This is a genomic window from Streptomyces sp. NPDC001153, from assembly GCF_053598315.1.
Window position 1 is genome coordinate 60,660 of the sequence record NZ_JBSFJZ010000020.1, and the last position, 25,628, is coordinate 86,287.

At 72.4% G+C, this 25,628-nt stretch carries 18 protein-coding genes; 6 read left to right on the forward strand and 12 right to left on the reverse strand.

The genetic code is table 11. From position 1 onward, the window contains the following. Positions 1–50: 50 nt before the first annotated feature. The 6 genes from fxsT to ACWDEN_RS23300 all read right to left on the reverse strand — a co-directional run bounded on the left by fxsT (position 51) and on the right by ACWDEN_RS23300 (position 12,559). The gene (fxsT, locus tag ACWDEN_RS23275) at positions 51–4,508 is read right to left on the reverse strand and encodes an FxSxx-COOH system tetratricopeptide repeat protein (protein ID WP_450860028.1); all 4,458 of its coding nucleotides are present in this window, start codon (positions 4,506–4,508) and stop codon (positions 51–53) included. 75 nt (positions 4,509–4,583) lie between these two features. Continuing rightward, a complete protein-coding gene (locus ACWDEN_RS23280; RefSeq protein WP_351618857.1) occupies positions 4,584–5,666 on the reverse strand; it encodes an AAA family ATPase in 1,083 nt (360 codons plus the stop codon). 11 nt (positions 5,667–5,677) lie between these two features. Further along, a complete protein-coding gene (locus tag ACWDEN_RS23285; RefSeq protein WP_450860029.1) occupies positions 5,678–7,213 on the reverse strand; it encodes a VMAP-C domain-containing protein in 1,536 nt (511 codons plus the stop codon). Positions 7,214–7,391: 178 nt separating this feature from the next. After that, positions 7,392–9,968: a polynucleotide kinase-phosphatase gene (locus ACWDEN_RS23290; protein WP_450860030.1), complete on the reverse strand. Its 2,577-nt coding sequence runs from the start codon at positions 9,966–9,968 to the stop codon at positions 7,392–7,394. Next, complete coding sequence (locus tag ACWDEN_RS23295) at positions 9,965–11,449, reverse strand: 3' terminal RNA ribose 2'-O-methyltransferase Hen1 (protein ID WP_450860031.1); 1,485 nt, start codon at positions 11,447–11,449, stop codon at positions 9,965–9,967. Before ACWDEN_RS23295 ends, ACWDEN_RS23290 begins: the two co-directional genes overlap by 4 nt. Positions 11,450–11,494: 45 nt before the next feature. Further along, the gene (locus ACWDEN_RS23300; RefSeq protein ID WP_450860032.1) at positions 11,495–12,559 is read right to left on the reverse strand and encodes a DUF6215 domain-containing protein; all 1,065 of its coding nucleotides are present in this window, start codon (positions 12,557–12,559) and stop codon (positions 11,495–11,497) included. Between the two features lie 122 nt (positions 12,560–12,681). On the opposite strand from ACWDEN_RS23300, the gene ACWDEN_RS23305 reads away from it, so the two are divergent. Continuing rightward, positions 12,682–12,975 (forward strand): hypothetical protein, encoded by a 294-nt coding sequence (locus tag ACWDEN_RS23305; RefSeq protein ID WP_351618842.1) that lies wholly within the window; start codon positions 12,682–12,684, stop codon positions 12,973–12,975. Between the two features lie 430 nt (positions 12,976–13,405). Here ACWDEN_RS23305 and ACWDEN_RS23310 read toward each other — a convergent pair whose 3' ends face one another. The 5 genes from ACWDEN_RS23310 to ACWDEN_RS23330 all read right to left on the reverse strand — a co-directional run bounded on the left by ACWDEN_RS23310 (position 13,406) and on the right by ACWDEN_RS23330 (position 17,272). Then, positions 13,406–14,329 (reverse strand): LLM class F420-dependent oxidoreductase, encoded by a 924-nt coding sequence (locus tag ACWDEN_RS23310; protein WP_450860033.1) that lies wholly within the window; start codon positions 14,327–14,329, stop codon positions 13,406–13,408. 132 nt (positions 14,330–14,461) lie between these two features. Then, a complete protein-coding gene (locus ACWDEN_RS23315) occupies positions 14,462–14,992 on the reverse strand; it encodes a DUF6099 family protein (RefSeq protein WP_450860034.1) in 531 nt (176 codons plus the stop codon). 166 nt (positions 14,993–15,158) lie between these two features. Then, complete coding sequence (locus ACWDEN_RS23320; RefSeq protein ID WP_351618835.1) at positions 15,159–15,527, reverse strand: nucleotide pyrophosphohydrolase; 369 nt, start codon at positions 15,525–15,527, stop codon at positions 15,159–15,161. Further along, positions 15,524–16,720: an AAA family ATPase gene (locus tag ACWDEN_RS23325; RefSeq protein WP_450860035.1), complete on the reverse strand. Its 1,197-nt coding sequence runs from the start codon at positions 16,718–16,720 to the stop codon at positions 15,524–15,526. The genes ACWDEN_RS23320 and ACWDEN_RS23325 overlap by 4 nt, the downstream gene beginning before the upstream one ends. A 132-nt stretch (positions 16,721–16,852) precedes the next feature. Then, positions 16,853–17,272, reverse strand: a complete 420-nt coding sequence (locus ACWDEN_RS23330; protein WP_351618830.1) for a cell division protein SepF — start codon at positions 17,270–17,272, stop codon at positions 16,853–16,855. 196 nt (positions 17,273–17,468) lie between these two features. Between ACWDEN_RS23330 and ACWDEN_RS23335 the strand changes: the two genes are divergently transcribed. After that, a complete protein-coding gene (locus tag ACWDEN_RS23335) occupies positions 17,469–19,250 on the forward strand; it encodes a hypothetical protein (protein ID WP_450860036.1) in 1,782 nt (593 codons plus the stop codon). Positions 19,251–19,279: 29 nt separating this feature from the next. Here ACWDEN_RS23335 and ACWDEN_RS23340 read toward each other — a convergent pair whose 3' ends face one another. Continuing rightward, positions 19,280–19,795 carry a YceI family protein gene (locus ACWDEN_RS23340; RefSeq protein ID WP_450860037.1) on the reverse strand — a complete coding sequence of 172 codons (516 nt, stop codon included), beginning with the start codon at positions 19,793–19,795 and terminating at the stop codon, positions 19,280–19,282. A gap of 137 nt (positions 19,796–19,932) precedes the next feature. On the opposite strand from ACWDEN_RS23340, the gene ACWDEN_RS23345 reads away from it, so the two are divergent. The 4 genes from ACWDEN_RS23345 to meaB all read left to right on the forward strand — a co-directional run bounded on the left by ACWDEN_RS23345 (position 19,933) and on the right by meaB (position 25,519). Beyond that, positions 19,933–20,442: a MarR family winged helix-turn-helix transcriptional regulator gene (locus ACWDEN_RS23345; protein WP_351618824.1), complete on the forward strand. Its 510-nt coding sequence runs from the start codon at positions 19,933–19,935 to the stop codon at positions 20,440–20,442. 85 nt (positions 20,443–20,527) lie between these two features. Continuing rightward, positions 20,528–22,327 carry a methylmalonyl-CoA mutase family protein gene (locus ACWDEN_RS23350; RefSeq protein WP_450860038.1) on the forward strand — a complete coding sequence of 600 codons (1,800 nt, stop codon included), beginning with the start codon at positions 20,528–20,530 and terminating at the stop codon, positions 22,325–22,327. Further along, the gene (gene scpA, locus ACWDEN_RS23355; RefSeq protein WP_450860039.1) at positions 22,327–24,525 is read left to right on the forward strand and encodes a methylmalonyl-CoA mutase; all 2,199 of its coding nucleotides are present in this window, start codon (positions 22,327–22,329) and stop codon (positions 24,523–24,525) included. The genes ACWDEN_RS23350 and scpA overlap by 1 nt, the downstream gene beginning before the upstream one ends. 7 nt (positions 24,526–24,532) lie before the next feature. Next, the gene (meaB, locus tag ACWDEN_RS23360) at positions 24,533–25,519 is read left to right on the forward strand and encodes a methylmalonyl Co-A mutase-associated GTPase MeaB (RefSeq protein ID WP_351618816.1); all 987 of its coding nucleotides are present in this window, start codon (positions 24,533–24,535) and stop codon (positions 25,517–25,519) included. The last annotated feature ends 109 nt before the right edge of the window (positions 25,520–25,628 follow it).

Sequence of the window (25,628 nt, forward strand, 5' to 3'; positions counted from 1 at the left end):
TCCCGCCCCCGGCCGGGCCTGCGCACGACGCAGGCCCGGCTCCGGTCGGCCTACAGCGGCATGGGCGCCATGTCGCACTCGATGCGGCGGCGCGTCCGGGCCGCGTTGAACCAGGGGTGGTCGCCACGGACCACCCCGGCGAAGCCCTCCACCGCCGTGCGCTGGAGCTCGTCCGCCTCCTCCCCGCGACCCAGGCCGCGCAGGTCGAGGGAGAGGTTCGCGGTGCAGGACAGGGTCAGTGGATGCTTCTCACCCGCGATCTCGACGAGCCGCGGCAGGTTGGCCTCGTCGATCTCGCGCGCCCGCTCGAAGTCCAGGCGCGCCGACGCCGTGTTGGCCTGGCCGATCGCGACGCTCAGCGACGTGACGTGCTCCGAGCCGACCGTGTCGGCCAGCCGACGGGCGGCGTCGTCCTCCAGCTCCTGCGCGCTGTCGAGGGCTCCGAGCGCCCGCAGGGTGGCGGCCAGATTGGCCTTGGCCAGCAGGGTGTACGCGTGGTCCTCCCCGAGCCGCTGTTCGAGGCGCCGCACGGTCTCCTGGGCCAGGTCGCGGGAGGCCTCGAGGTCTCCGGCCAGGCGCTGGTCCACGGACAGGTTCGTCGCGGTCGCGAGCGAGTCGAAGTGGTCCGGGCCGTAGCGGTGGTTGAACCGCCGCAGCGTGTCCTCGCAGAGGCTGCGGGCGTCCTCGAGCGCCCCGTCCCGGCGCCGGCACACCGCGAGGTTGCGGGCGATGCGCAGGGTGAGCGGGTGTTCCTCGCCCATGGTGCTCCGCGCGCGGCGGTGCACGTCCTCCTGGAATTCGCGGGCGCCGGGGTAGTCGCCGGACTCCCGCATGTCGATGGACAGGGCGTTGAGGGTGTTGAGGGTGAAGAAGCTCGCCGGACCCAGCAAGAGGTCACGCTGCCGGGCGTTCTCCTGGTCCAGCGGCAGGGCCTCCCGGAAGTTCCCGCACAGCCGCAGGTCGACGCCGTAGGCATGCGTGGCACGCATCGTGAGCGGGTCGTCGGGGCCGAACAGGGACCGCGCCAGGTCCCTGGCCTCCTTGGTCAGGTCCCGTGCCTCCCGGAACCGGCCCTGGTACCCGTACGCGTCGGCCATCTCGCACAGGGAGTCGATCATCTCCTCCGGCTCGACCTCGATGCGGCGGGAGGTCTCCAGCGCCCGCTCGGTGAGCGGGATGGACTCGGGAACCTGGCCGATCTGGCGCAGCAGGAACCCGAAGCTCTTCGTCATGCGGATGACATGGATGTTCTCCTCGCCGGAGGCCGCGAGCCACGCGTTCCAGGCCTGACGGCCGAGGTTCGCCGCGCCTACGTGGTCGCCCCAGTAGTAGAGGAACCACACGGTGTCGAAGACCAGGTCGCGCACATAGGTGTCGGCGCTGGTCACCGCCTGCGAGGTGAGGACATGGGGCAACAGCGCCTGGTACGCGCGCCACTCCAGGGAGGACCCCGGCGGACCCGGCTTGGCGGCCGACAGCAGCTGGTGGGCGGCGTCCCGCATGCGCTCCCGCTCCTCCGGCCCCAGCTTGGCGAGGAGCACGGTCTGCAGCAGGCGGTGCATCTGCAGGGTGTCGGACCGGGGGTCCACCTTGACCAGCGAGAACTGGTTCAGGTCGCGGATGGCGCGGTTGAGTTTGATCGACTCGCGCAGCAGCGGGTCGACCTCGGGCGTGATGTTCACGCCACGGCTGCCACGCAGCATGGACCGCGGGATGGGCTCGGGGGCCATGCTGGCGCAGATGTCGAGGAGTTGCCGGGCACCCGGGTTGTTCTCGAGGATCCGCTCCAGGGAGATGTCCCAGGCCGCCGCGACGGAGACCGGGTAGTCCGGGGACGGGTCGAGTTCGAGGATCTCCGGGCTGCGCTGGGTGAGCAGGTCGAGGTACTCGGCGACCTGCATGCCCGTGACGGCCCGCCAGGCGCCCGCCTGCTCGACGGCGAGCGGCAGGTCGCCCAGTGCCTCGGCGAGGCGGCCGGCGTCCTCGGTGCTCAGGTCGGGCGAGCGCTTCTGGAGCAGCTCGACGGACTCCTCGCGCTCGAAGACGTTCACCGGCAGGGAGGTCGCCACGCGCTCCCAGGCGCGGTTCCGGGAGGTGATGATGACCTTGCCCGGACCGTTGGTCGGGAAGTACTGGCGCACCGCTTCGATGTCCTCGGCGTTGTCGAAGACCAGCAGCCAGTTGTCGTACGGCGCCCCGGTGCGCAGCGCCTCCAGGACGGCGGGCACGGCGGTGTTCGCGGCGGGGGCACCCGCGCTGTCCTGCGCCGTCGGGGCGACGCCCAGATGGGCCGCCAGGGTCGCGAGCGCGGTCAGGACGAGGCTCTCCCGCTCGGCCGGGATCCAGCAGATCACCCGGTAGTCGTGCTGGTGGGTGTAGACGTACTCCAGTGCCAGCTGGGACTTGCCGACACCGCCGAGCCCGTGCAGCGCGTTCGGCAGTACGGCCGCGGTGTCCTGGGATGCGAGCTGCTCCTCCACGGCCCTGAGCAGCGCCTGGCGGCCGACGAACGACGTGTTCCTGAGGGGCACGTTCACCAGTAGGGCCGGCGTTGCGGTCGTGGTGCTCGTCATGAGCGGCTCAGCCTCCGGGGCTTCGGGTTGGGTGGCGTCGGTTACCAGCACGGGTTCTCCAGGCTCCTCGGGGACGCTCGACGCTGGAACACTGCCTTCTCCGCCGCCGGATGATCCCGCGCCGCCCGCGCGTTTCACCCGCTCGGCGGCATCGGTCGTTCGCGTGGCGAGATTCGGTTCGATGCGTTTGGCGCGTTCGGAGTACGGCCCCGACAGGGCGCGCATCACAGCCAGCTCGCTGCGCGCCCAGCCGAGCTCGGCGGGGTCGGGCAGGGTGGTCCCGATCGGGTCGCGCAGGGCGGCACGCAGTGCGACGCCCCGCGCGCCGGCGGCGGGCAGGTCGCCCACCACGCTGACGGTGCGGGCGAGTTGGCTGCGCGTCGTGGTGGCGAGCAGCGCCTCGCGGACCCCGTCGGCGAACTCCGGGCGTCCCTCGCCGCCGCTGTTCCAGTCGATCAGCCCGCCCATCAGGATCTCGGCGAGATGCCCGGGCCCGGTCTCCGGCATGGTGCGCCGCCGCAACTGCTCCACCAGGTCGAACTCGAAGGGGACAGCGGCCAGTTGGGTCGCCAGTCGGCGGGCGGCCGGAGTGGCGAGGGTGAAGAAGCGGCGTACGGCGGCGGGAGCGGCGCGCGGGAAGCGCGGGGCGCGCAGGCCGGGCGCGGGCGCGCCCTTGGTGAGGGTGCCGGCCAGGACGACGGGCAGGGAGCGGCGTACCCCGCGCTCACCGGTGACCAGGTCGGCCCAGGCGGCCAGGGAGCCCGGCTTGAGGGACAGCACGGGCACCGGCACGGAGCCGTCGCCCGCCTCCGGCAGCGGCCGCAGCGGGTCGGGTCCGCCGGGCGGTGCCCAGTGCCCGAGGCTCTGGTTCGGGGCGCCGAAGCCGCCGGCCTCCAGGGCCGCCGGGTACGGGTAGAGCGAGGAGCGGTGACGCAGGTGCGGCGGCAGCAGGTGGACCAGCGCGGTGGGTCCGGCGTGGGCGAGGCGGCCGAGCAGGTCGTCGGCGGCGGGGGCGGCCCAGCCGTGGGCGAGTCCGTCGGTGACGACGAGGAACACCCGGCCGCCGCGCCCGTCGAGCAGTTCGCCGGGGTCGGCGGCGGTCCGCCCGGTGGGCCAGCGCAGGGTGGCGGAGCCGGTGCGCGGCACCTGCACCCGCACCGTGCGTACGGCCCGGAAGGCGCCGCTGTGCTCGGCGGCCTCGGCGAGCCGGGCGACCGTGTCCTCCCAGATCCACATGGTGGGGGCCGCGTCGGTGAGGAGGACCAGATCGAAGGCGGAGATGCGGGCGGGCCGGAGGAAGGGCATCCACATGCCGTCCACGACTCCCTGTTCGGCGGTGGTCTCCTCGTCCAGTTCCAGGGTGTCGCGGGAGGGGATGCGCCGGGCCAGCCGGTGCAGGGCGCGAGCGAGCAGGGCGGTGGCCCGGCCGGGTCCCGGCTGCGCGGGTACCTCGGGGGGCAGCAAGGGCCGTCCGACGTGCAGGCTGTAGGGGCCCTCGGGGTGAGGTAACAACTGTGCCGGTACGAGGCGTTCGCCGGGGCTCGCCGGTGCGGTGGGGACGGCGGGATCGCGGGGCGGGATCGGCTCCGGCCGGATGCCGGCATCGACGGCGGGCGTCGTCACGGGGCCCGGGTCGCCCACGGCGGGCGGGTCCGCGGGCGCCTCGGGGCGTGCCCTCCTGCGGTCCGGGAGCGGGCGGGTACGCTCCCCCGTCTGCCCCTGCCCGGCCACGGCGGGACCACCGTCGCGGCTCCAGTGGGCGGCGAGCCACACGGCGTCGGCGATCTCCTGCCAATGCGGCGCGAACCGCTCCTCGGCTTCCGGGCCTTCCGCCCCGGCCGAGGGGTAGGACCGGGCCGACGCCCGGGTGCCGGACTCCGGGGCGCCAGGGAGCGCCGCACCGTGCTCACGCGCGTACGCGCCTGCCTCCGGCATCGCCGAAGCGGGCGACGACGACCCCGAAACGGGACCTTCGTCGCCGAGCCCGGATGCGTGCTCCCTGGGAGTCATTCAGCGGCCCTTCGCGAGGTCGCGGAGGAGCATTTCCAGAAGCTTACGCCCGTCGCCGTCCACCTGAAAACCACCCGCAGTAGTGATCTGGACAGCGTTGAGCAACTGATCCAGCGAGTGGGTGCCGCCCGCCTGGACCCGCTGCACGAACAGGTCCGCCAGGTCCTCGGCGCCCTGCGGGAGGGCACCGAGGTGCCCCTCGACCATGGCCAGAAGCTGCTCCCGGGTGGGGGTGCGCATCTCCAGCGGCAGGCACCTCCGGCGGAACGCCGCCGGGAACTCGCGTTCCCCGTTGCTGGTGATCACCACGACCGGGAACTCCCGGCATTCGACCCGCCCGTCGGCCAGCTCGGCGCGGCCTGAGGGGTCACTGGTGTGGACGCACGCGGAGTCCGCGGCGTCACGCACCAGTTCCGGGATCTCATAGCTTCCGTTCTCCAGGACGTGCAACAGGTCGTTGGGCAGGTCGATGTCGCTCTTGTCGAGCTCGTCGACAAGAAGCACACGCGGACGATCGTAGGGCAGCAGAGCGGTGCCCAGGGGACCCAAGGTGATGAAGTCCCCGATAACTGGGGGAAGTTGACCGTCACTCGAGGAAGTCGTGACGTTGACATTGACTCCCGCGCCCGCCCGGTCCGGGGTCCCGCCCCGCAGTCCGGCCTGCCAGGCGGCGATGGCCTGGGCGCGGCCCATGGCGTCATGGACGTACAGGCCGTCCCGCAGCGTCGTCCGGCTGACGATGTTCCACTCCAGGACCCGCCCGAGCCCGAGTTCGCGCGCGATGACATAGGCCAGCGTGGACTTGCCCACGCCCGGAGGGCCGGTGATCAGCAGGGGCCGGCGCAGCAGAAGGGCCGCGTTGACGGTGTCGACGTCGTCCGCGCCGAGTTGCGGGGTGACGTCTCCCGGGCCGAGCCGGCGCAGCGCGGCCGCCTGGTCGTCCGGCGGGGCGGGCTGGGCCGGGCCGCCGCGGAAGCGCCGCCAGGGTGGCGCCTCCGGCAGCCTCGGCGGGGCGTCGGGTGCCCGGCCGGTGGCGTGGAACACCCGCCAGCCGTTCACGACCGTCTGCTCCTGCGCGCTCATGCCGATGCCTCCTAGCTGGCGAGGTCCGGGTCAGCGGGGTGAAGATCGACGACCCGATTGGGATCATCCCAGAGAAAACCGATATGTCGACCGAGGAAGCGTCCCGGCCCCTTGGCATGGAGCACCGCGGTCTGCCGCAGCCGGTGGATCGCGACCGGGATCTGCGCCGGCGTCTGCACGGACGCGAACACCGCGGTCACCACCTCTCTGCGCTCGTCGTCGAACACGCCCCTGCGGTCCCAGACGGCAAGGCCTATCCCCTCCGCGATCGCGGCCTTGAGGGCGTCCATCGCCAGGACGTCGGCCGGCGCGTCCAGCACCACAGCCGTCCTCAGCGATTCCCCGGCGAGGGCGGCCTGCCAGGCGTCGAGGCGACCGCCGTCCGGCTCGCTCCAGCCGTGCACGGTCACGCCGTGCCGCCGCAGTGCCAGCCAGCGCTCCCGCCACTGCTGGAGAACCACCGCGTCGTCGGTGCGCATCCGTTCGAGGCTGCGCAGATGCACCCCGTACTTCAGGCCGAGCGGCATGGGACGCCCGTCACCGATCTGGTAGGTCAATCCCGCCACATCGTGGTTGAGGAGATCGTACGGAAGGACGAACTCGACGTACGGCGGAGGCAGGAGGCGCTCCCCCGCGTCCGGCTCACGCGAGACCGACCAGAGCCGGGCGCCCTGCCGCAGCGCGGTCTCGACGGCCGTGCCCAGGCCTGCCAGTGTGGTGGTGGCCGGTTCGCCCGGCTGTGGATCCCAGCGGCCCTGCGTGGTGTTGAGCCATGACCGTACGACGACCTCACCGCTGCCGTCGCGGGTCGGTTCCACGGCGACGATCAGGCAACGCGGGACCTCGGGGTCGGCCGGGGCGTCGGGGCGGGCGCTGCGGCGCTCCTTCAACTCGCCGGACAGGCAGGCCCGTTGGGCCCAGTCGTCGACCCAGTCCGACAGGGCGATGCGGTGGGAGCGGGTGCGGGCGAGCCGGGACGCCCGGTCGAGGAGGAGGACGGCGGGCGGCAGTCCGTCCGGCTGCGCGTTCCATTCGAGCACGTGTGCCAGGAGCTGCTCCGGGGACAGTCCGGCGGGCAGGTCGAGACCGTTGAGTTCCTCGACGAGGTCGTCCCGCAGCCGGCGGGCCGGCAGCTCGCCCCGGGCGAGGAGGGCGCGCGCCTCGGCCTCCTCGGCCGGGGACAGCGGGCCTGGCGGAATGTCGGGGGCGGCCCCGGGTAAGACCACCGGTTCGATCAGACGGTCGAGTTCGTCACCTGCGGGGCTCCCCTCGAGGATGCGGACCACACCGACGAGTACGCGCTCGCCGCCCGCCACGTTCAACGCCGCGCGCACCAGGGCCGCGACGTCCTCGCGCAGCTTGACGCCCCGCAGATCCACCGGCCGCTGCAACTGGTCCGCCAGCATCGCGGCGAACTGGGCCCGCCCCGGCGCGTCCTCCATGCAGCCCAGCAGACACAGCGCGTCGGTCAGCTGTAACAGCAGCTCCCAACCCCTGCCCTGCCCGGCACAGCCCTCGAGGTCGCCGGATCCCGCTCCTGTCTCCACCGACTTTCCCCCTGAGCCGGTACATCTGCCTGACCGACCAGCGAAGTTAGCACGGCTACCTGCGGTTAACCAGGGACCAGTGGGACCGGAATCACCGGCCCCGGCCAGGGCTGTCTCATACCCGGCACCCCTGGCCGGTATCGATCGCTCCGGCATGCCGTACCCGGAGTCACCCCGCTCACAGCCGTGGGTCCACCGGCTCCGACTCCAGGGCCAGCACCCCGAACACCGCCTCGTGCACCCGCCACAGCGGCTCCCCCTCCGCGAGCCGGTCCAGGGCCTCCAGGCCGAGGGCGTACTCGCGCAGGGCGAGCGACCGCTTGTGGTTCAGGAACCGCTGCCGCAGCCTGGCGAGGTTGTCCGGCCGGGTGTACTCGGGGCCGTAGATGATCCGCAGGTACTCCCGGCCGCGGCACTTGATGCCGGGCTGGACCAGGCGGCCGTCGGCGGTGCGGACCAGCGCGCCGAGCGGCTTGACGACCATGCCCTCGCCGCCGCGGCCGGTCATCTCCAGCCACCAGTCGACACCCGCCAGAACCGACGCCGGGTCGCCGGTGTCGACGTACAGCCGCCGGGTGGTCCGCAGGAGTCCGGTGCCGTCGTGCTCCACCAGGCGGTCGATCAGAGCCAGTTGCTCGTCGTGGGGCAGCGCGGCGAGGCTGCGGCCCTGGACCGCCAGCAGCTGGAAGGGGGCCAGGTGTACGCCGTCCAGGCCGTCCGTGGTCCAGCAGTAGCGGCGGTAGGCGGCGGTGAACGCGGCCGCGTCGGCGGCGCGGTCCCGCTGCCGGTCCAGCAGGCCGGTGAGGTCGACGCCCCGGGCCGAGGCGGCCTCCAGAGCGGCCAGCGCGCCCGGGAACACCGCGCCGGACGCGGCGCCGACGGCTGCGTACTGGCTGCGCAGCAGCCCCGCGGCCTTCAGCGACCACGGCATCAGCTCGGCGTCCAGCAGCAGCCAGTCGGTGTCCAGTTCGTCCCAGAGACCGGCGGCCTCGATCGCCGCGCGCAGCCGGCCGAGGATCTCCTCGGTCACCTGCTCGTCGTCGAAGAACGGCCGCCCGGTACGCGTGTAGAGGGACCCCGTCGGACCTCCCCCGCTGTCGGCTTCGCCCGGGCGGGAGGTGCCCCCGGCGCCGAAGCGCTTGCGTGCCGCCTCCGCGTCCCGGCACACCAGGGCCACGGCCCGCGAGCCCATGTGCTTCTCCTCGCACACGACCCGCTCGACCCCGTCCGCCGCGTACTGCGCGAAGGCCTCGACCGGGTGCTCCAGGTAGCCCTCTGCCTGCGAAGTCGCCGTCGGTGCCATGGTCGGCGGCAGATACGGCAGCAGGCGCGGGTCGGTCGCGAAGCGGCTCATGACCTCCAGCGCCGCCGCCGCGTTCTCCTCGCGGACCGCGACCATGCCGGCGTGCCGCGTCTCCACCGCCCTGCGGCCGTGGACGTCCGCCAGGTCCAGCGGCCGGCCGTCGTGTCCGCCGGGCGCCTCCGAGCGCAGCGGCTTCGCCGGCTCATACCAGACCCGCTCGGCCGGTACGTCGACCAGCTCGCGCTCCGGCCAGCGCAGCGCGGTCAGCTTGCCGCCGAAGACCGCGCCGGTGTCCAGGCAGATGGTGTTGTTCAGCCAGGTCGCCTCGGGGACCGGCGTGTGCCCGTACACCACCGCCGCGCGTCCCCGGTAGTCCTCCGCCCACGGGTAGCGCACCGGCAGCCCGAACTCGTCGGTCTCGCCGGTGGTGTCGCCGTACAGGGCGTGCGAGCGGACCCGGCCGGAGGTGCGGCCGTGGTACTTCTCGGGCAGGCCGGCGTGGCAGACGACCAGCTTGCCGCCGTCGAGGACGTAGTGGCTGACCAGGCCCGCCAGGAAGGTCCGCACCCGCTTCTCGAACTCCTCGCTCTCGCCCTCCATCTGCGCGATGGTCTCGGCCAGCCCATGGGTGTGCTGGACCTGGCGGCCCTTGAGGTAGCGGCCGTACTTGTTCTCGTGGTTGCCGGGCACGCACAGCGCGTTGCCCGTCTCGACCATGGACATCACCCGGCGCAGCACGCCCGGGGTGTCCGGGCCGCGGTCGACCAGGTCGCCCACGAACACGGCGGTACGGCCCTCCGGGTGGACGCCGTCGACATAGCCCAGCTTGGCGAGCAGCGACTCCAGCTCGGCCGAGCAGCCGTGGATGTCGCCGATGATGTCGAAGGGGCCGGTGAGGTGGGTGAGGTCGTTGAAGCGCTTCTCGGTGACGACGGTGGCGCTCTCCGCCTCCTCGACCCCGCGCAGCACGTGCACCTTGCGGAAGCCCTCCCGCTCCAGGTGCCGCAGCGAGCGGCGCAGTTCGCGGATGTGCCGCTGGATGACCCGGCGGGGCATGTCGGCGCGGTCGGTGCGGGCCGCGTTGCGCTCGGCGCACACCTCCTCGGGCATGTCCAGCACGATGGCGACGGGCAGCACGTCGTACTTCCTGGCCAGCTCGATCAGCTGGCGCCGGGCGTCCTGCTGCACGCTGGTGGCGTCCACGACGGTGCGGCGGCCGGCGGCCAGCCGCTTGCCCGCGATGTAGTGCAGGACGTCGAAGGCGTCCCGGGTGGCGCTCTGGTCGTTCTCGTCGTCGGAGACGAGACCGCGGCAGAAGTCCGAGGAGATCACCTCGGTCGGCTTGAAGTGCCTGCGGGCGAAGGTGGACTTGCCGGATCCGGAGGCGCCGACGAGGACGACCAGGGAGAGGTCGGTGACGGGGAGGATCCGTCCCGTTCGGTTCTCGGTCATGCGGCCTTCGCCTCCTTCTCCTTCTCGGTCTTGATCGCGGCTGTGTTCCTTACGAACGCGGCCATCTGGGTGGGCGGACCGACCTCCGGGTCGTTCGGTCCGACCGGCACGAACTCCACGTCGTAGCCGTGCCGTTCGGCCACCGTGCGCGCCCAGGTGCGGAACTCCTCCCGGGTCCACTCGAAGCGGTGGTCGCCGTGCCGGGCGTGTCCGGCGGGCAGGGTCTCCCAGCGGACGTTGTACTCGACGTTCGGGGTGGTCACGAGGACCGTGCGCGGACGGGCGTGCCCGAACACGGCGTACTCCAGAGCGGGCAGCCGGGGCAGGTCGAGGTGCTCGATCACCTCGCTCAGCACGGCGGCGTCGTAGCCCTTGAGCCGTTTGTCGGTGTAGGCGAGCGAGCCCTGGAAGAGCTGGACGCGCGAGGCCTGCCGCTCCCCCATGCGGTCCAGCTTCAGCCGCCGGGAGGCGATGGTCAGGGCGCGCACCGACACGTCGACGCCGACGATCTCGGTGAACCGCACGTCCTTCAGCAGCTCACGCACCAACTCGCCCTGACCGCAGCCGAGATCGAGTACGCGACCGGCGCCGCTGTCCCGCAGCGCGGCCAGGATCGCCTCCCTGCGCTGCACGGCGAGCGGGGTCGGCTTCTCCTCCGTCCCGGTCTCCTCCTCGACGGCGTTGTCGATCTCCTCGACCTCGCTGTCGTCGGCCTCCGCGAGCCGCACCAGCTCCAGCCGCTCCATCGCCTGCCGGGTCAGCGACCAGCGGCGGGAGAGGTAACGGCTGGTGATCAGCTTCTGCTCCGGGTGCTCGGGCAGCCAGCCCTCGCCGGCCCGCAGCAGCTTGTCGACCTCGTCGGAGGAGACCCAGTAGTGCTTGGCGTCGTCGAGGACCGGCAGCAGGACGTACAGGTGGCGCAGGGCCTCGGCGAGGGTCAGCGCCTCGGACTCCAGGACGAGCCGCACATAGCGCGAGTCACCCCACTCGGGGAACTCCTCGTCCAGGGCGACCGGTTCGACGGTGACCGTCCAGCCCAGCGGCTCGAACAGACGCCGTACGAGCTCCGGGCCGCCGCGGGCGGGCAGCGCGGGCACCTCGATACGCAACGGCCGTGTCCGGCCGGGGAGTTCGGGCCTGGCGTGGCAGGTGCCCTTCATCGCGCTGGAGAACACGCCGCTCAGCGCGACCGCGAGCAGCGAGGAGGCCGCGTAGGGGCGGTCGTTGACGTACTGCGCGAGCGCCGCGTCGGGGGCTCCGCCGCGGCCCTTGCCCTTGCCCCGCCGGACCAGGGCGAGCGTGTCGATCTCCAGCAGCAGCGCGGCCGTGCAGCGCCGGTCGCCCGCCTCGGGGTAGAAGACATGCGCCGTGCCGTAGGACGTGGAGAACTTCTGCGCCTTGTCCGGGTGCTTGTGCAGCAGGTAGCCGAGGTCGGTGGCCGGGTGGGCGGCGTCGCCGCGCATGGAGATCGTCAGGAACACATGACCGAGTCTTCCGGGATCAGGACCTGCCGACCACCGTTTTTCTCACCGCGCGCCCCGTTCGGGGATCGTGGGCAGGACCTTCTCGGCGATGTCGATCAGGGCGCTGTCGTCGGGGAGGGCTCCGGACTGGCTCCACACCGTGAGGTCGTAGTAGCCGCCCCGGTCCTTCCCGTCGAGGGCCACGGTCAGCGTCCGGGCGAGGGGACCTTCTTCGACGGGTCCGCCGCTGGTTCCGCCACTCCCGAGACTGATCCTCAGCTTCATGGTGTGGTCCGAGGAGAAGACCGCCGGCCGGCCGAGCACCGTACGCGTCTCGACGTTCTGCTCGTTTCCGATCTTCTTCAGCTTCACGTACTGGGCGATCGACAGGTGGTTGTAGGTGGCCGACAGGTTCACGGTGTACGTGTCGAACCCGATCTCGGCCTCCGGCTGGGCGACCTTCCCATCGGTCAGGGGAGCGGTGTCGCTGTTGCCGGAAGCCGTGGACGCGGTCTCCCCCGGCGTTCCGAGGAGCCGGGCGAGATCGGGCCGGTTGAGTGCCTTGCACAGCTCGTCACCGGTCACGGGCCGGGACGTCTTCCTGTACACCTGCGGCAAGTCCTCATGTCCCCCGCCCGCACACGAGGCGGCCCGCTGCGTGGCGCTGTCGGACGGCAGCACGTGCGGGGCCACCCACAGCGCGGCCCCGATCGCTCCGAACACGGCCACGGCCGCGACGGCCTGGCCCCACGCGCTGGGCTCCTTCTCCGGAGTGAACGAAGCCGGGGCCGGGGCTGGGGCCGGGGCGTGGGGCGGGACCTGGGCCGGGGCCTGGGCCGGGGCCGGGACGTGGCCCTGGGCCCGGGTGGCCGCGACGGCTGCCGAGCCGACCGCGGGCGCGGGCGCGGGAGCCGGCGTGTCCGGGTTCCGGCGTGCGCGCAGCGCCCGGACCACCGTGTGGACGCGTACGGCCGTGAACACGAGGAACACCACACCGAAACCGGCCAACGCCCAGTCGTGGTCGCGGAACGCGAGGTACATGAGGCGTACGCCGAGAACGGAGCCGACCACGACGAGCAAGGGCTCGCGGACCCAGAACGGCAGCAGGCGCAGGAGGAAACCGAGCATCCGGCGATCTCACCAGGACCCGAACGATCACGCTGTGGCGGAGCCCACACTTCCCACACGGAACGTACACAGTTACGGCATAGTGATCAACCGTCAACTGACCACTGACTGCACGGGGAACCATGTCTCACGGCCACCACGTCCGCGTCGGCCGGAGAGCCGTCGTCGCGGCACTGGCGGGTACGGTCCTCGGTACGGGGGTCCTCGCGGCCGCGCCCGCCGAGGCCGCCACGGCACCGCAGGTACAGGCCCAGGGAGCGTTCGCGCTGGACCCGGCCACCGGCAAGACGCTGTTCGGCAAGGCGCCGGATCCTCGACTACGGCTTCGCCCAGAGCGGCTGAGACAGGCGAGGCAGGCGGTAGGCCACCGCCGTGGCGCACGACGGCGGCCTTTCACCCAGGGGGAGCTCCTGTGAAGTCAGCCTCGGCTAGGTGAACCGGTGTCCACGGCCGGGAGGCCATGACCCGGTGACCGTGGTTCCGGAGGCCGGGGCCCAGGGGCCGGGGCCCCAATGTCGTAATCCGGAGGCCGTGGCCCAGGACCTCGAGGCCGGGGGCCGGGGGCCCGTGGCCGAGACCCAGAAGCCGTCGGCAGGTGGCCGGGACCGGAGTTGGAGCTCAGAGTCCGGGACCCCAGCGCCGTGACCCGGAGGCCGGGGCCAGGGCCGGGGGCCGGGGTCCCGAAGCCGTGGCCCAGAGGCCAGGACCCCAACGCCGTGCCCGGAGGCCGGAGGCCGGGACACGAACGCCGTAACCCGGAGGCCGGGGACCGGGACCCCAACGCCGTAGCCCGGAGGCCGGGAGCCGGGGCCGGAGGCCGGGGGCCCGGGAGCGCCCCGGAAGGTGTTACGGCAGCTGTGGTTGCACCTGGGTGGAGATCAGTTCCAGGTGGTCCAGGTCCTCGAGGTCCAGGATCTGCAGATAGATCCGCCGGGAGCCGATCGCGGCGTACCGGCCGATCTTGTCGACGACCTCGGCCGGCGAGCCGGCCAGGCCGTTGGCCTTCAGCTCGTCGACCTCACGGCCGATCGCGGCGGCGCGGCGCGCGACCTCCTGGTCGTCCCGGCCGACGCAGACCACGAGCGCGTTGGAGTACGTCAGCGCGTCCCCGCCCCGGCCGGCCTCCTCGGCGGCGGCACGCACGCGGCCGAACTGCCGCTCGCTGTCCTCGATGGAGGCGAAGGGGATGTTGAACTCGTCGGCGAACTGGGCTGCCAGCCGCGGCGTACGGTTCGCTCCGTGGCCGCCGATGAGCACCGGCAGCTTCTTCTGCGCCGGCTTGGGCAGCGCGGGCGAGTCCGTCAGGTCGTAGTACGTGCCGTGGAAGTCGAAGGTCTTGCCGGCCTCGGTCGCCCACAGCCCGGTGACGATCGCGAGCTGCTCCTCCAGCCGCGCGAACCTCTCCTTCGGGAACGGGATGCCGTACGCCCTGTGCTCCTCCTCGAACCAGCCCGCGCCGAGGCCGAGCTCCACCCGGCCGCCGGACATCTGGTCGACCTGGGCGACCTGGATGGCGAGCACGCCGGGCAGCCGGAACGTTCCGGCGGTCATCAGCGTGCCGAGGCGGATGCGCTTGGTCTCGCGGGCCAGCCCGGCGAGCGTGATCCAGGCGTCCGTGGGGCCGGGCAGGCCGTCGGCGCTGCCCATGCGGAGGTAGTGGTCGGAGCGGAAGAAGGCGTCGAAGCCCAGGTCCTCGGTGGCCTTCGCCACGGTGAGCAAGGTGTCGTAGGTGGCCCCCTGCTGGGGCTCGGTGAAGATTCGAAGGTCCATACATCCATCCTGCACGCCGTGCACCACGTCGACCTCGCCGGTACCGCCGGGCACGGCCGTACCCGGTCGGGTGAAAAATCGCCCGGCGCCCCGGATGCCCGGCGGGCGCGCCGGTGCCCACGAGGCTCGTCCTCAAACGCCGGACGGGCTGCTGCGGTTGCCGTCCAGGCTGTTCTCGTCGCCGTTCGTACCCTTCTGGCTCTCGTCCTCCCGTAACACCTCCTCCCGCGCCGCCAGCTTGCGCAGCATCTCCAGGACGCGGTCGCGGGACTCGTCGGCCGCGTCGATGGCCTCCATGCACTGCCAGTACGTCGTCTCGTCGTCGGCCCCGCTGGCCATGCCGACCAGGGCCATGCCGACCTCGCCGAGCAGACCCCCGAGGCAGAGCAGGGTCTCGCGGGCGTCGGCCAGCTCGGTGAGCTGGGCGGCGCGCAGGTCGCCCAGGTCGAGTTCGGGCGGGTCCAGGACCCCGCAGCCCCGGCCCGCCAGTTCGGTCAGGCCCAGCGCCTCGCCGCGCAGCTCGGGCGGGCCGGAGACCGCGAGGCGGCTGCCGACCGCCTGGGCCAGGGCCTGCGCCTGCCACACCTCCGCCATGATCTCGGCCGAGTCGGCGGCGCACGCCAGCGCACGCCTGCTGGTGAGAATGAGCCGTATCGCGTCCACGCGTCGCCCCCGTCCTTCCGCGTGCTTCCTCGCACGCCCTCTTGAACTCTCTAGTCCACTACCCAGAGTGAGGGTGGTCGGGACGAAAAGCCAGAGGTAGACGGAAATCTGTGGACAACAATTCGGATTCGACAGGCGGTTCAACTTCGGAGAGTAATAACGGAGTTCAGCCCTCCGGTGGTTGAGGGCGCTCGGGCGCACTCTGCGCCCCCGGCGCCGGGAACCGCCGTTCGTTGCGGTCGATCTTGGCGGCCAGGGCGGCCGGCGCATCGATGCCGAGGACGTCGCAGAACTGCAGCAGATAGGCGAGGACATCCGCGACCTCGTCGGTGACCCGGTGCGCGGTGTCCGGGTCCTCCATCACGCGTGCGGACTCCTCCGGCGTCAGCCACTGGAAGATCTCGACCAGTTCGGAGGCCTCCACGCTGAGCGCGGCGACGAGGTTCTTGGGGGTGTGGTAGGGCTGCCAGTTCCGCGCGGCCGCGAACTCGGCGAGTCGGCGCTGGAGTCGGGCCAGGTCGAGAGGTTCGGTCACGCGTCCAGATGTACCACTGTGACGCCCTCGGTCCCGGTGGCCCACGAGGCGTCGCTCACCGCGCCCACACACCGGATGTGCCCGCGCTCGCCCATCCGGACGGCCGTCCGCAGCAGTTCCCGGCGCTGGGCGGGGTCGAGGCCGCGCTCCAAGCCGTCGGCGAGGACGGTGAGGGTGCGCAGGGCGTCGGGCACCTCGCCCGGGGTGTCCACGTCCAGGACGCCGGGCCCGGTCAGCAGCACCAGCGTCAGCGCGAGATAGCGCAGTTCGCCGTCGCCGAGCCGGGCGAGTTCGGTGCGCAGGCCGTCGCCGCGGTCGAGCAGCGCCCGTACCGTGCCGTCCGGCAGCGGCTCCGCGACGAGATCGGTCACCGGACCCGCGCAGCCCGCACGCAGGGCCTCGATCAGCAGGCCGTGCCGGCGGCCGCATTCCGCGCGGGTGCGCCACAGCACGTCGGGGAGGTTGCCGCAGCCCGACAGCAGCCGGCCGGAGCCGGTGGGCACAGGGGTGCGCATGCACTCGGGGCGGGGGTCGCAGGGGAAGACGGAGCGCAGGGCGACCACCATCTGCTCGGCGGCGGCGAGCACATGACGCTGCCCGTCGGTCTTGCCGGCCACGCGCAGCGGCAGCAGGGCGGTGCCGAGGCGGTCGTCGGGCAGCGGGGCGCGGGTCACCGGGGCGGAGCCGGCGGTGTGCCAGGCGGCCTGGACGGTACCGCGTCCGGGGTCGCGCAGTGCGGTCTCCAGCAGGACGACCCCGCCCGCCGTCAGCCGCTCCCCCACGATCCTGAGGTCCGGTTCGGCCTGTACGGCGACGTCGAGCCGGACCGGCCCCTCGGCGCCGTCGGCCGTACAGCCGATCCGGAAGCCGCGCCGCCCTCCGGCATCGGGGCGTGCCCGTTGCGGCACGCAGGCCACCGGGTCCGGGAACACCTCGTGGAGCGAGGCTCCGCCGCCGAGCCGGGCGAGCGCCCCGTACGCCGTGAGCGCGGTCGTCTTACCCGCTCCGCTGGGCCCGGCGAACAGGGTGACGGGCCCCAGCGGAAAGCCGGCGCGCCGATGCCCGGCGAAGGCCGACAGCCGCAGTTCGGTGATCCGGGCACGCGCGTCGGGGGACCGCCGGGACCGCGCGGGTGGGGTCCCGGCCGGTGGGTCGGCGACGGGGGGCTCAGCGGACACGGAGGGCACGGCCATGTCCGGACCGTAGAACTCGCCCCGCCTGCCGAACCGTTTCCTGCCGACACCGTTCCCACGAACGGGCGGTCCGGCAGTCCCGAACGGGACCGGGGCCACTCGGCCGGGTGACGGCCGTCGCACGCGCCCCCGTCAGCCGCCCGACACCCCAGCCCCCTCCATCAGCCCGCTCACCTCTGTGCCGGGCGGGGTGAGGAGGAACACGTTGCGGTCGACGCGGTGCATCCCGCTGCCCAGGCCGAAGACAACGCCCGTGCTGAAGTCGAGGACGCGCTTGGCGACCTCGGTCTCCGCGCCGGAGAGGTCGAGCAGGACCGGCGCGCCGGCCATCAGGGTCTCGGCGACCTCCCGCGCGTCGGCGAAGACGTTGACGCGCAGGACCACGAACCGGCGCCGGGTCTCGGTCTCGGCGTCCGGCAGTGAGCGGTGGTTCACCGCGGACGGCCAGGCGTCGCGGCCCCGCAGCGGCACGACCTGGGCGAGCCCTTCCCACTGTTCATCGGTGACGTCGTAACGGCTCACCGGCTCCCCCCGACCTGACTCGCATTCCATGCCTGCACCAGCCAATTCTTACGCCAAGTCACCCGTTCGGCCCAACAACGACACACTGCGCGACCGATCCGGTGCCGTCCGACGGGGAGCGACCTGCCATCACATGTACGATTAAGTCCGCCTCTTACCTCGCTCATATCCGACTCTTCACATGCCGCCACGCCGTGTTCATCGGCTGCCACTAGCGTCCGGTGCCGTGCACTTGGCAGAAACACAGCAGGTGACAGCTGGCCGGCGGACGCAGTCGGCGGTGTCCGCCGTACCGGTCGCCCCCGCGGAGCTCCAGGCGCCACCCGCGCAGTGGCACCGCGTACTGACGCTGCTCGCCGACGTCAGCCTGTTCATCGGCACGCGCACGGTGTGGACGCAGGCGGCCACGCACCAGCTGATCCTCGCGGGGGTCATCTCCGCCTGCTACGCCACGATCCTGGTGACCGGCGTGCTCACGCTGACGGTCCGCCGGGCGCGTTCGCTGGTCCGTCTGGACGCCGTGGTGCTGGTGACCGCGATCGCACTCACCCTGTGCACCTGGGCGCTGAACCACGCGGGCGGCGACGAGGCGGTCCTGACCACGCAGGCCGCGAAGGAGATCGTCGGCGGACACCAGGTGTACGACCAGCCGTGGCCGTGGCTCTTCCACATCAAGGGCGTCGCCCTGACCGCCACGACGACCGGCGGTTACGACTACACGTACGGCTATCCCCCGCTGACGCCGCTGCTCACCGTGCCCTTCCTGTGGCTCGGCCACGTCGGCGCACCGGCGACCCTGGCGGCGACCGTCGTGCTGATCGTGGGCGCGGTGGTGCTGTGGCGGCTGCTGCCGACGCCGTGGCGCTCGGCGGCCACGATGGTCTGCCTGGGCTTCGGTTTCCTGCCGATGTACGCCCGCCAGGGCTACCCGGCGATCGTCGGCCTGGTCCTGCTGGTGCCGGTGGTGGTGCGCTGGCCGCGGTTCGGCGCCGGGGGCCGGCTGGGTGCCGCCGGGATCGCGCGGGCCGCGTGCATCGGGGCCGCGTGCGCGGCACAGCAACTCCCCTGGTTCGTCACCCCGTTCCTGCTGGCCGGGATCTACGCCGTGCGCCGCGGGGAACTCGGCGGGCGACAGGCCGCGCGGGTGGTCCTGCGGATCGCGGGGATCGCCGTCCTCACCTGGCTGCTGATCAACGCGTACTTCATCGTCAGCGAGCCGGGCCCGTGGTTCCGGGGCATCGCCCTGCCGCTGACCCAGGGCGCGGTGGTGCACGGCCAGGGTCTGGTCGGCATCTCCCTGTACTTCACGCACGGCAGCGACCGGCTCGACTGGTACGGCCACGCGAGCATGCTGCTCGCCGCGGCCCTGCTGGCGCTGTTCGTGCTGTTCGTACGGCGACTGGGCCCCGCCGCGACCGTGCTGCCCTGGTGCGCCTTCTACCTGGCGACCCGGTCCCAGGACGGCTACTACCTGATGTACACGCCGCTGTGGCTGGCGGCGGCGATCACCGTGCCCCTGTCGGAGTTCAGGAAGGCGTGGCAGCCGCGGCCCCGGTGGCTGACCGGTCCGCGCCGTCGGCCGGCCCTGGCCGCCGCGGTCGTCCTGCTGATCACGCCCCCGCTGGTGAGCGCGACGCTCGCGGTGACGGGCAGGCCGCCGCTGCGGATGGACATCACGGCGGTCCGGCACGGCCCGGCGCACACGCTGTCCGCGATGACGGTGCGGGTGACCAACACCGGCGGCGGCGCGCTGAGCCCGCACTACATGCTGACGACGGGCCAGGGCATGAGCCGGTACTGGTCCCTGGCGCACGGCCCGGCCACCATCCCCGCGCACACCACGGCGACCGTCGAGCTGCGGGCGCCCAAGGGCGGCTTCCCGGTGCCCTCGAAGAGGTCCACGCACTTCCGGCTGCGCGCCTTCACGGCGACCCCGCAGACGCTCTCGACCAAGGACGTGAGCTGGGCCGAACTGGGCCTCGAGGGCCCGGGAGCACCCAGGGGCTGAGCCCCTTCCTCAAGGGCTGAGCAGGCGGCTCACGCCTGGGCCCGCGTGAAACGCAGCTTCGCCGTCACCGTGGTGAGCCCGCGCATCATGCCCAGCTGGTTCCAGCCCATGCCGAACTGCTCGCGGTCCACGGTGAACTCGGCGTCCAGGGTGAGCGCCTCGGCGCCGGCGTCGGTGAGGCGGGCGGTGAAGGTCACGGGCCTGCTGACGCCCCGCACGGTCAGCTGTCCGCTGACCCGCACGTCGTCGCCGTCGAGGCGGTCGGCGCCACGGACGGCGAAGGTGATCTCCGGGTGGCTGCCGGCGTCGAAGAAGTGGGCCGAGCGCAGGTGGGTGTCCCGCTTGGCGTGCCTGGTGTCCAGGGAGGCCGCCTCCAGGGTCACGGTGCCCGTGGCCGAGCCGTCGGCGTGCACCTCGCCGCCGCCGGTGACAGCGGCGAACGCGCCCTTCACGGTGACGAGCCCCCACATGGTCTTGTGCCGCAGTCCCACGGTGGACGCGGCCGGGTCGAGCTGCCAGGTGCCTGTCTGCACGGCGAGGGTCATGGTCGTACTCCGGAGTCGAGTGGTTCAAATTTGGATGACTGACGCCACGCTAGCGCGTCCTCCAAATTTGGACAACCTGCTGGTCCAAAACTGAACAACCGGCTGGTCCAAAATTGGACAACAGGTAGACTCGACGCATGTCCGCCTCCGACGCGCACCCCGCCCACCAGCTCGAATGCCCCGCCTCAGCGGGCGGCCTGCTGCCCGCGGAGCTGCGCGCCTGGATGGTCCTGCTGGCCGCCACGGGCACCGTGGAGCAGCGGCTGCGGTCGGTCGTGAAGGAGACCCTCGACGTCTCCCACGACGAGTTCCTGATCCTGTGCCTGCTGGCGGAACGGCCCCGCGAGGGACTGCGCATGACGCAGGTCGCCGATCTCCTCGGCCGCCCCAAGACCCGGCTCACCTACCAGATCGCCTGCCTGCAGCGGGCCGGTCTGGTCGCCCGCACGTCCGTGTGCGGCGACAAGCGCGGTGTGCAGGTGGCCCTCACCGCCAGGGCGCGCGAGCTGCTGAGCGAGACCTCGGCCCTGCTCGCCGGGACCGTCCGGCAGGCCCTCGCCGACTCCATGGGACCCGAGCAGCGCATGGCCATGTGCGCCCTCGTACCGGACCTGCCGGCCCCGGACGGGGAGCCCTCCGAGGGCTGAGCGGCGCAGGTCACAACCGCGAGGAGGGCAACGTCACAGCCCTCGCTTTACTCTCATTCGAGCGTGCTGCCCTAGCATCCGAGCCATGACGGTCCTGCCTGACGACGGGCTCTCACTGGCCGCCGAGTTCCCTGACGCGACACACGAGCAGTGGCAACGCCTGGTCGAGGGCGTGCTGCGCAAGTCGGGCAAGGAAGTCTCGGGCGCGGCAGCTGAGGACGCCCTGTCCACGACGCTGGAGGACGGGCTGCGCACCCGGCCCCTGTACACCGCTCGCGACGCCGCGCCCGACCCCGGCCTGCCGGGCTTCGCGCCGTATGTGCGCGGCGGCCGCCCCGAGGGCAACACCGCGGGCGGCTGGGACGTACGGCAGCGGCACACCGCCCTCTCGGAGCACGCCGTCCTGGCCGACCTGGAGAACGGCGGCACCTCGCTGTGGCTCGTGCTGGGCGAGGGCGGCATCCCGCTCGACGGGCTGGGCCGGGCGCTGGAGGGTGTGTACCTGGACCTCGCGCCGGTCGTCCTGGACGCCGGCCGGGACACCGAGCAGGCCGCCGAGGCGCTGCTGCGGCTGTACGACGGCAACGGCGTGGACGCGGCCGCCGTACGCGGCAATCTGGGCGGCGACCCGCTGGGCCACGAGGCCCGCACCGGCACCGCCCTGGACTTCGCGCCGTACGCCGCCCTGGCCGCGCGCTGCGCCGAGCAGTACCCGGGTCTGCGCGCCCTGACCGTGGACGCGCTGCCGTACCACGAGGCGGGCGGCTCGGCCGCGCAGGAGCTGGGCGCCTCGCTCGCCACCGGTGTGGCGTATCTGCGGGAGCTCACCGAGGCGGGGCTCGGTGTCGAACAGGCCGCCGGGCAGCTGGAGTTCCGCTACGCCGCCACCGCCGACCAGTTCCTCACCATCGCCAAGCTCCGCGCCGCGCGCCGGCTGTGGGCCCGGGTCGCCGAGGTCTGCGGCGCGCCCGGCGCGCAGGTGCAGCACGTGGTCACCTCGCCGGTGATGATGGCCCGCCGCGACCCGTGGGTGAACATGCTCCGCACGACGGTCGCCACGCTCGCCGCCGGGGTCGGCGGCGCCGACTCGGTGACCGTGCTGCCGTTCGACCACGCGCTCGGGCTGCCCGACGCGTTCGCCCGCCGGATCGCCCGCAACACCTCCACGATCCTCATCGAGGAGTCCCACCTGGCCCGGGTCATCGACCCGGCGGGCGGCTCCTGGTACGTCGAGCAGCTCACCGACCAACTCGCCCAGGCCGCCTGGGAGTTCTTCCGGACGATCGAGCGCGACGGCGGCCAGGCCGCCGTACTGCGCTCCGGCCGGCTGCGCACGGACCTCGCGACGACCTGGGCGGAGCGTTCCAAGAAGCTCGCCAAGCGGCGCGAACCCATCACCGGTGTCAGCGAGTTCCCGCTGCTGGCGGAGAAGCCGGTGGACCGCGAGCCCGCGCCCGAGCCGCCGTCCGGCGGTCTGCCCCGGGTGCGCCGCGACGAGGCGTACGAGGAGCTGCGCGCCCGCTCCGACGCCCACCTCGCGGCGACCGGCGCCCGCCCCCGGATCTTCCTGGCGACCATCGGCTCGGCCGCCGCGTACACCGCGCGGGCGACCTTCGCGGCGAACCTCTTCCAGGCGGGCGGCATCGAGCCGGTCACGGACGGCACCTTCGAGGACAGCGGCGCCACCGAGGCCGTGCTGTGCTCCAGCGACGCCCTGTACGCCGAACAGGCCGAGCAGGCGGCCGAGTCGCTCAGGGCGGCCGGCGCCCGGCATGTGTTCCTGGCGGGCCGGGGCGAGTACGCCGGCATCGACTCGTACGTCTTCGCGGGCTGCGACGCCATCGACGTGCTGTCCGCGACCCTCGACCGCATGGGAGTGTCCTGATGGGAATCCCCGACTTCTCCGGCATCGAGCTGGGGACGCCGGCCGTCGACGGCAGTGCCGATCAGTGGCGTGCGGCCGTCGCGCGGGCGACCGGGAGCGAAGAGCCGCTGTGGGAGACCCCGGAGGGCATCGGGGTCAAGCCGCTGTACACCGGCCGTGACCTGGAGGGCCTGGACTTCCTGGGCACCTACCCGGGCATCGCGCCGTATCTGCGCGGCCCCTACCCGACGATGTACGTCAACCAGCCCTGGACGATCCGCCAGTACGCGGGCTTCTCCACCGCCGAGGAGTCCAACGCCTTCTACCGGCGCAACCTGGCCGCCGGCCAGAAGGGCCTGTCGGTCGCCTTCGACCTGCCCACGCACCGGGGTTACGACAGCGACCACCCGCGCGTGACCGGTGACGTCGGCATGGCGGGCGTGGCCATCGACTCGATCTACGACATGCGGCAGCTGTTCGACGGGATCCCCCTCGACAGGATGACCGTGTCGATGACGATGAACGGCGCCGTGCTGCCGGTGCTCGCGCTGTACATCGTGGCGGCGGAGGAACAGGGCGTACCGCCCGAGAAGCTGGCCGGAACCATTCAGAACGACATTCTGAAGGAGTTCATGGTCCGCAACACCTACATCTATCCGCCGAAGCCGTCGATGCGGATCATCTCCGACATCTTCGCGTACACCTCGCAGCGGATGCCCCGCTACAACTCCATCTCCATCTCCGGCTACCACATCCAGGAGGCGGGCGCGACGGCCGACCTGGAGCTGGCGTACACGCTCGCGGACGGCGTGGAGTACATCCGCGCGGGCCGGGAAGCGGGCCTGGACGTGGACGCGTTCGCGCCGCGCCTGTCCTTCTTCTGGGCGATCGGCATGAACTTCTTCATGGAGGTCGCCAAGTTGCGGGCGGCGCGCCTGCTGTGGGCCAAGCTGGTGAGCCAGTTCGAGCCGAAGAACACCAAGTCCCTCTCCCTGCGCACCCATTCGCAGACCTCGGGCTGGTCGCTGACCGCGCAGGACGTGTTCAACAACGTCACGCGTACGGCCGTGGAGGCGATGGCGGCGACCCAGGGCCACACCCAGTCGCTGCACACCAACGCCCTCGACGAGGCCCTGGCCCTGCCGACCGACTTCTCGGCGCGCATCGCCCGCAACACCCAGCTGCTCATCCAGCAGGAGTCGGGCACCACCCGGGTCATCGACCCCTGGGGCGGCAGCGCGTACGTGGAGAAGCTGACGTACGACCTCGCGCGCAAGGCCTGGGCCCACATCCAGGAGGTCGAGCAGGCGGGCGGCATGGCACAGGCCATCGACGCCGGCATCCCGAAGCTGCGCGTGGAGGAGGCGGCGGCCCGCACCCAGGCCCGCATCGACTCCGGGCGCCAGCCGGTGATCGGCGTGAACAAGTACCGCGTGGAGAACGACGAGGCGATCGAGGTCCTCAAGGTCGACAACTCGTCCGTGCGCGCCCAGCAGATCGAGAAGCTGCGGCGGCTGCGCGCGGAGCGGGACGAGCAGGCCTGCCAGGACGCCCTCGACGCGCTCACCCGGGCCGCCGACGGCAAGGAGAACCTGCTGGAGCTGGCCGTCCACGCGGCCCGCGCCAAGGCGACCGTCGGCGAGATCTCCGACGCCCTGGAGAAGGTGTACGGCCGGCACGCGAGCCAGATCCGTACGATCTCCGGCGTGTACCGCAACGAAGCAGGCCAGTCCCCGAACGTGGACCGCACCCGTGCCCTGGTGGACGCCTTCGAGGAGGCCGAGGGGCGCCGCCCGCGCATCCTGGTCGCCAAGATGGGCCAGGACGGCCACGACCGCGGCCAGAAGGTGATCGCGACCGCGTTCGCCGACCTCGGCTTCGACGTCGACGTCGGCCCGCTGTTCCAGACGCCGGAGGAGGTCGCCCGGCAGGCGGTCGAGGCCGACGTGCACGTGGTCGGTGTGTCGTCGCTGGCCGCGGGCCACCTGACCCTCGTCCCGGCGCTGCGCGAGAAGCTCGCCGAGGAGGGCCGCGAGGACATCATGATCGTGGTCGGCGGGGTGATCCCGCCGCAGGACGTGCCGACGCTGCGGAACATGGGCGCGGCGGAGGTGTTCCTGCCCGGGACGGTGATCCCCGACGCGGCGTACGACCTGGTCAAGCGGCTGTCGGCGGACCTCGGCCACGAGCTGCCGGCCGACGCCGGCCACGAGCTGTAGGGCGCCGATGGCAGCGATCGATCTCGATGCATATGTGAAGGGCGTGCTCGACGGGAAGCGGGCGATCGTGGCCCGCGCGATCACGCTCGTCGAGTCCACGCGCCCCCAACACCGGTCGCTGGCACAGGAGTTGCTGACGCAGCTCCTTCCGCACAGCGGCCGGGCGCGGCGGATCGGCATCAGCGGGGTGCCGGGCGTCGGCAAGTCGACGTTCATCGACGCGTTCGGCACGCTGCTCACCTCGCTGGGCCACCGGGTCGCGGTCCTGGCGGTCGACCCCTCCTCGACCCGCACCGGCGGCTCGATCCTCGGCGACAAGACGCGCATGGAACGGCTGGCGGTCGACCCGGCGGCCTTCGTCCGCCCCTCCCCCAGCGCGGGCACACTGGGCGGGGTCGCGAAGGCCACCCGGGAGTCGATGGTGGTGATGGAGGCCGCGGGCTACGACGTGATCCTCGTGGAGACCGTGGGCGTGGGCCAGTCGGAGACGACGGTCGCGGAGATGGTCGACTCCTTCCTCCTCCTCACCCTGGCCCGCACCGGCGACCAGCTGCAGGGCATCAAGAAGGGCGTCCTGGAGCTGGCCGACGTGATCGCCGTCAACAAGGCGGACGGCCCGCACGAGCGCGACGCGAAGGCCGCCGCCCGCGAACTGGCGGGCGCACTGCGCCTGATGCACGGCAAGGAGGCCTTCTGGACCCCGCCGGTGCTGAGTTGCAGCGCCCGCGAGTCGACGGGGCTGGACACGGTCTGGGAGCGCCTGGAGCAGCACCGTACGCTGCTCGACTCCACCGGCCGGCTGACCGCCAAGCGGCGCGACCAGCAGGTCCGCTGGACCTGGGCCATGGTCCGCGACGAACTGCTGGACCGCCTCCACTCCGACCCCGCGGTGCGCGAGACCGCGCCGGACCTCGAACGACAGGTCAGGCAGGGCCGCTTGACGGCGACACGGGCGGCGGAACGCATTTTGGAGGCGTTCGGGGGACGCGACTGACGTGCCTCGTGCCCGCACTGAGGGCCCGGTAGAGAAGATCAGCGGCAGCACCTTGCTGGTCTGGCCGATGGTCTCCGCGAGCTGCTCGTAGGGGTGGTCGAAATGCCTC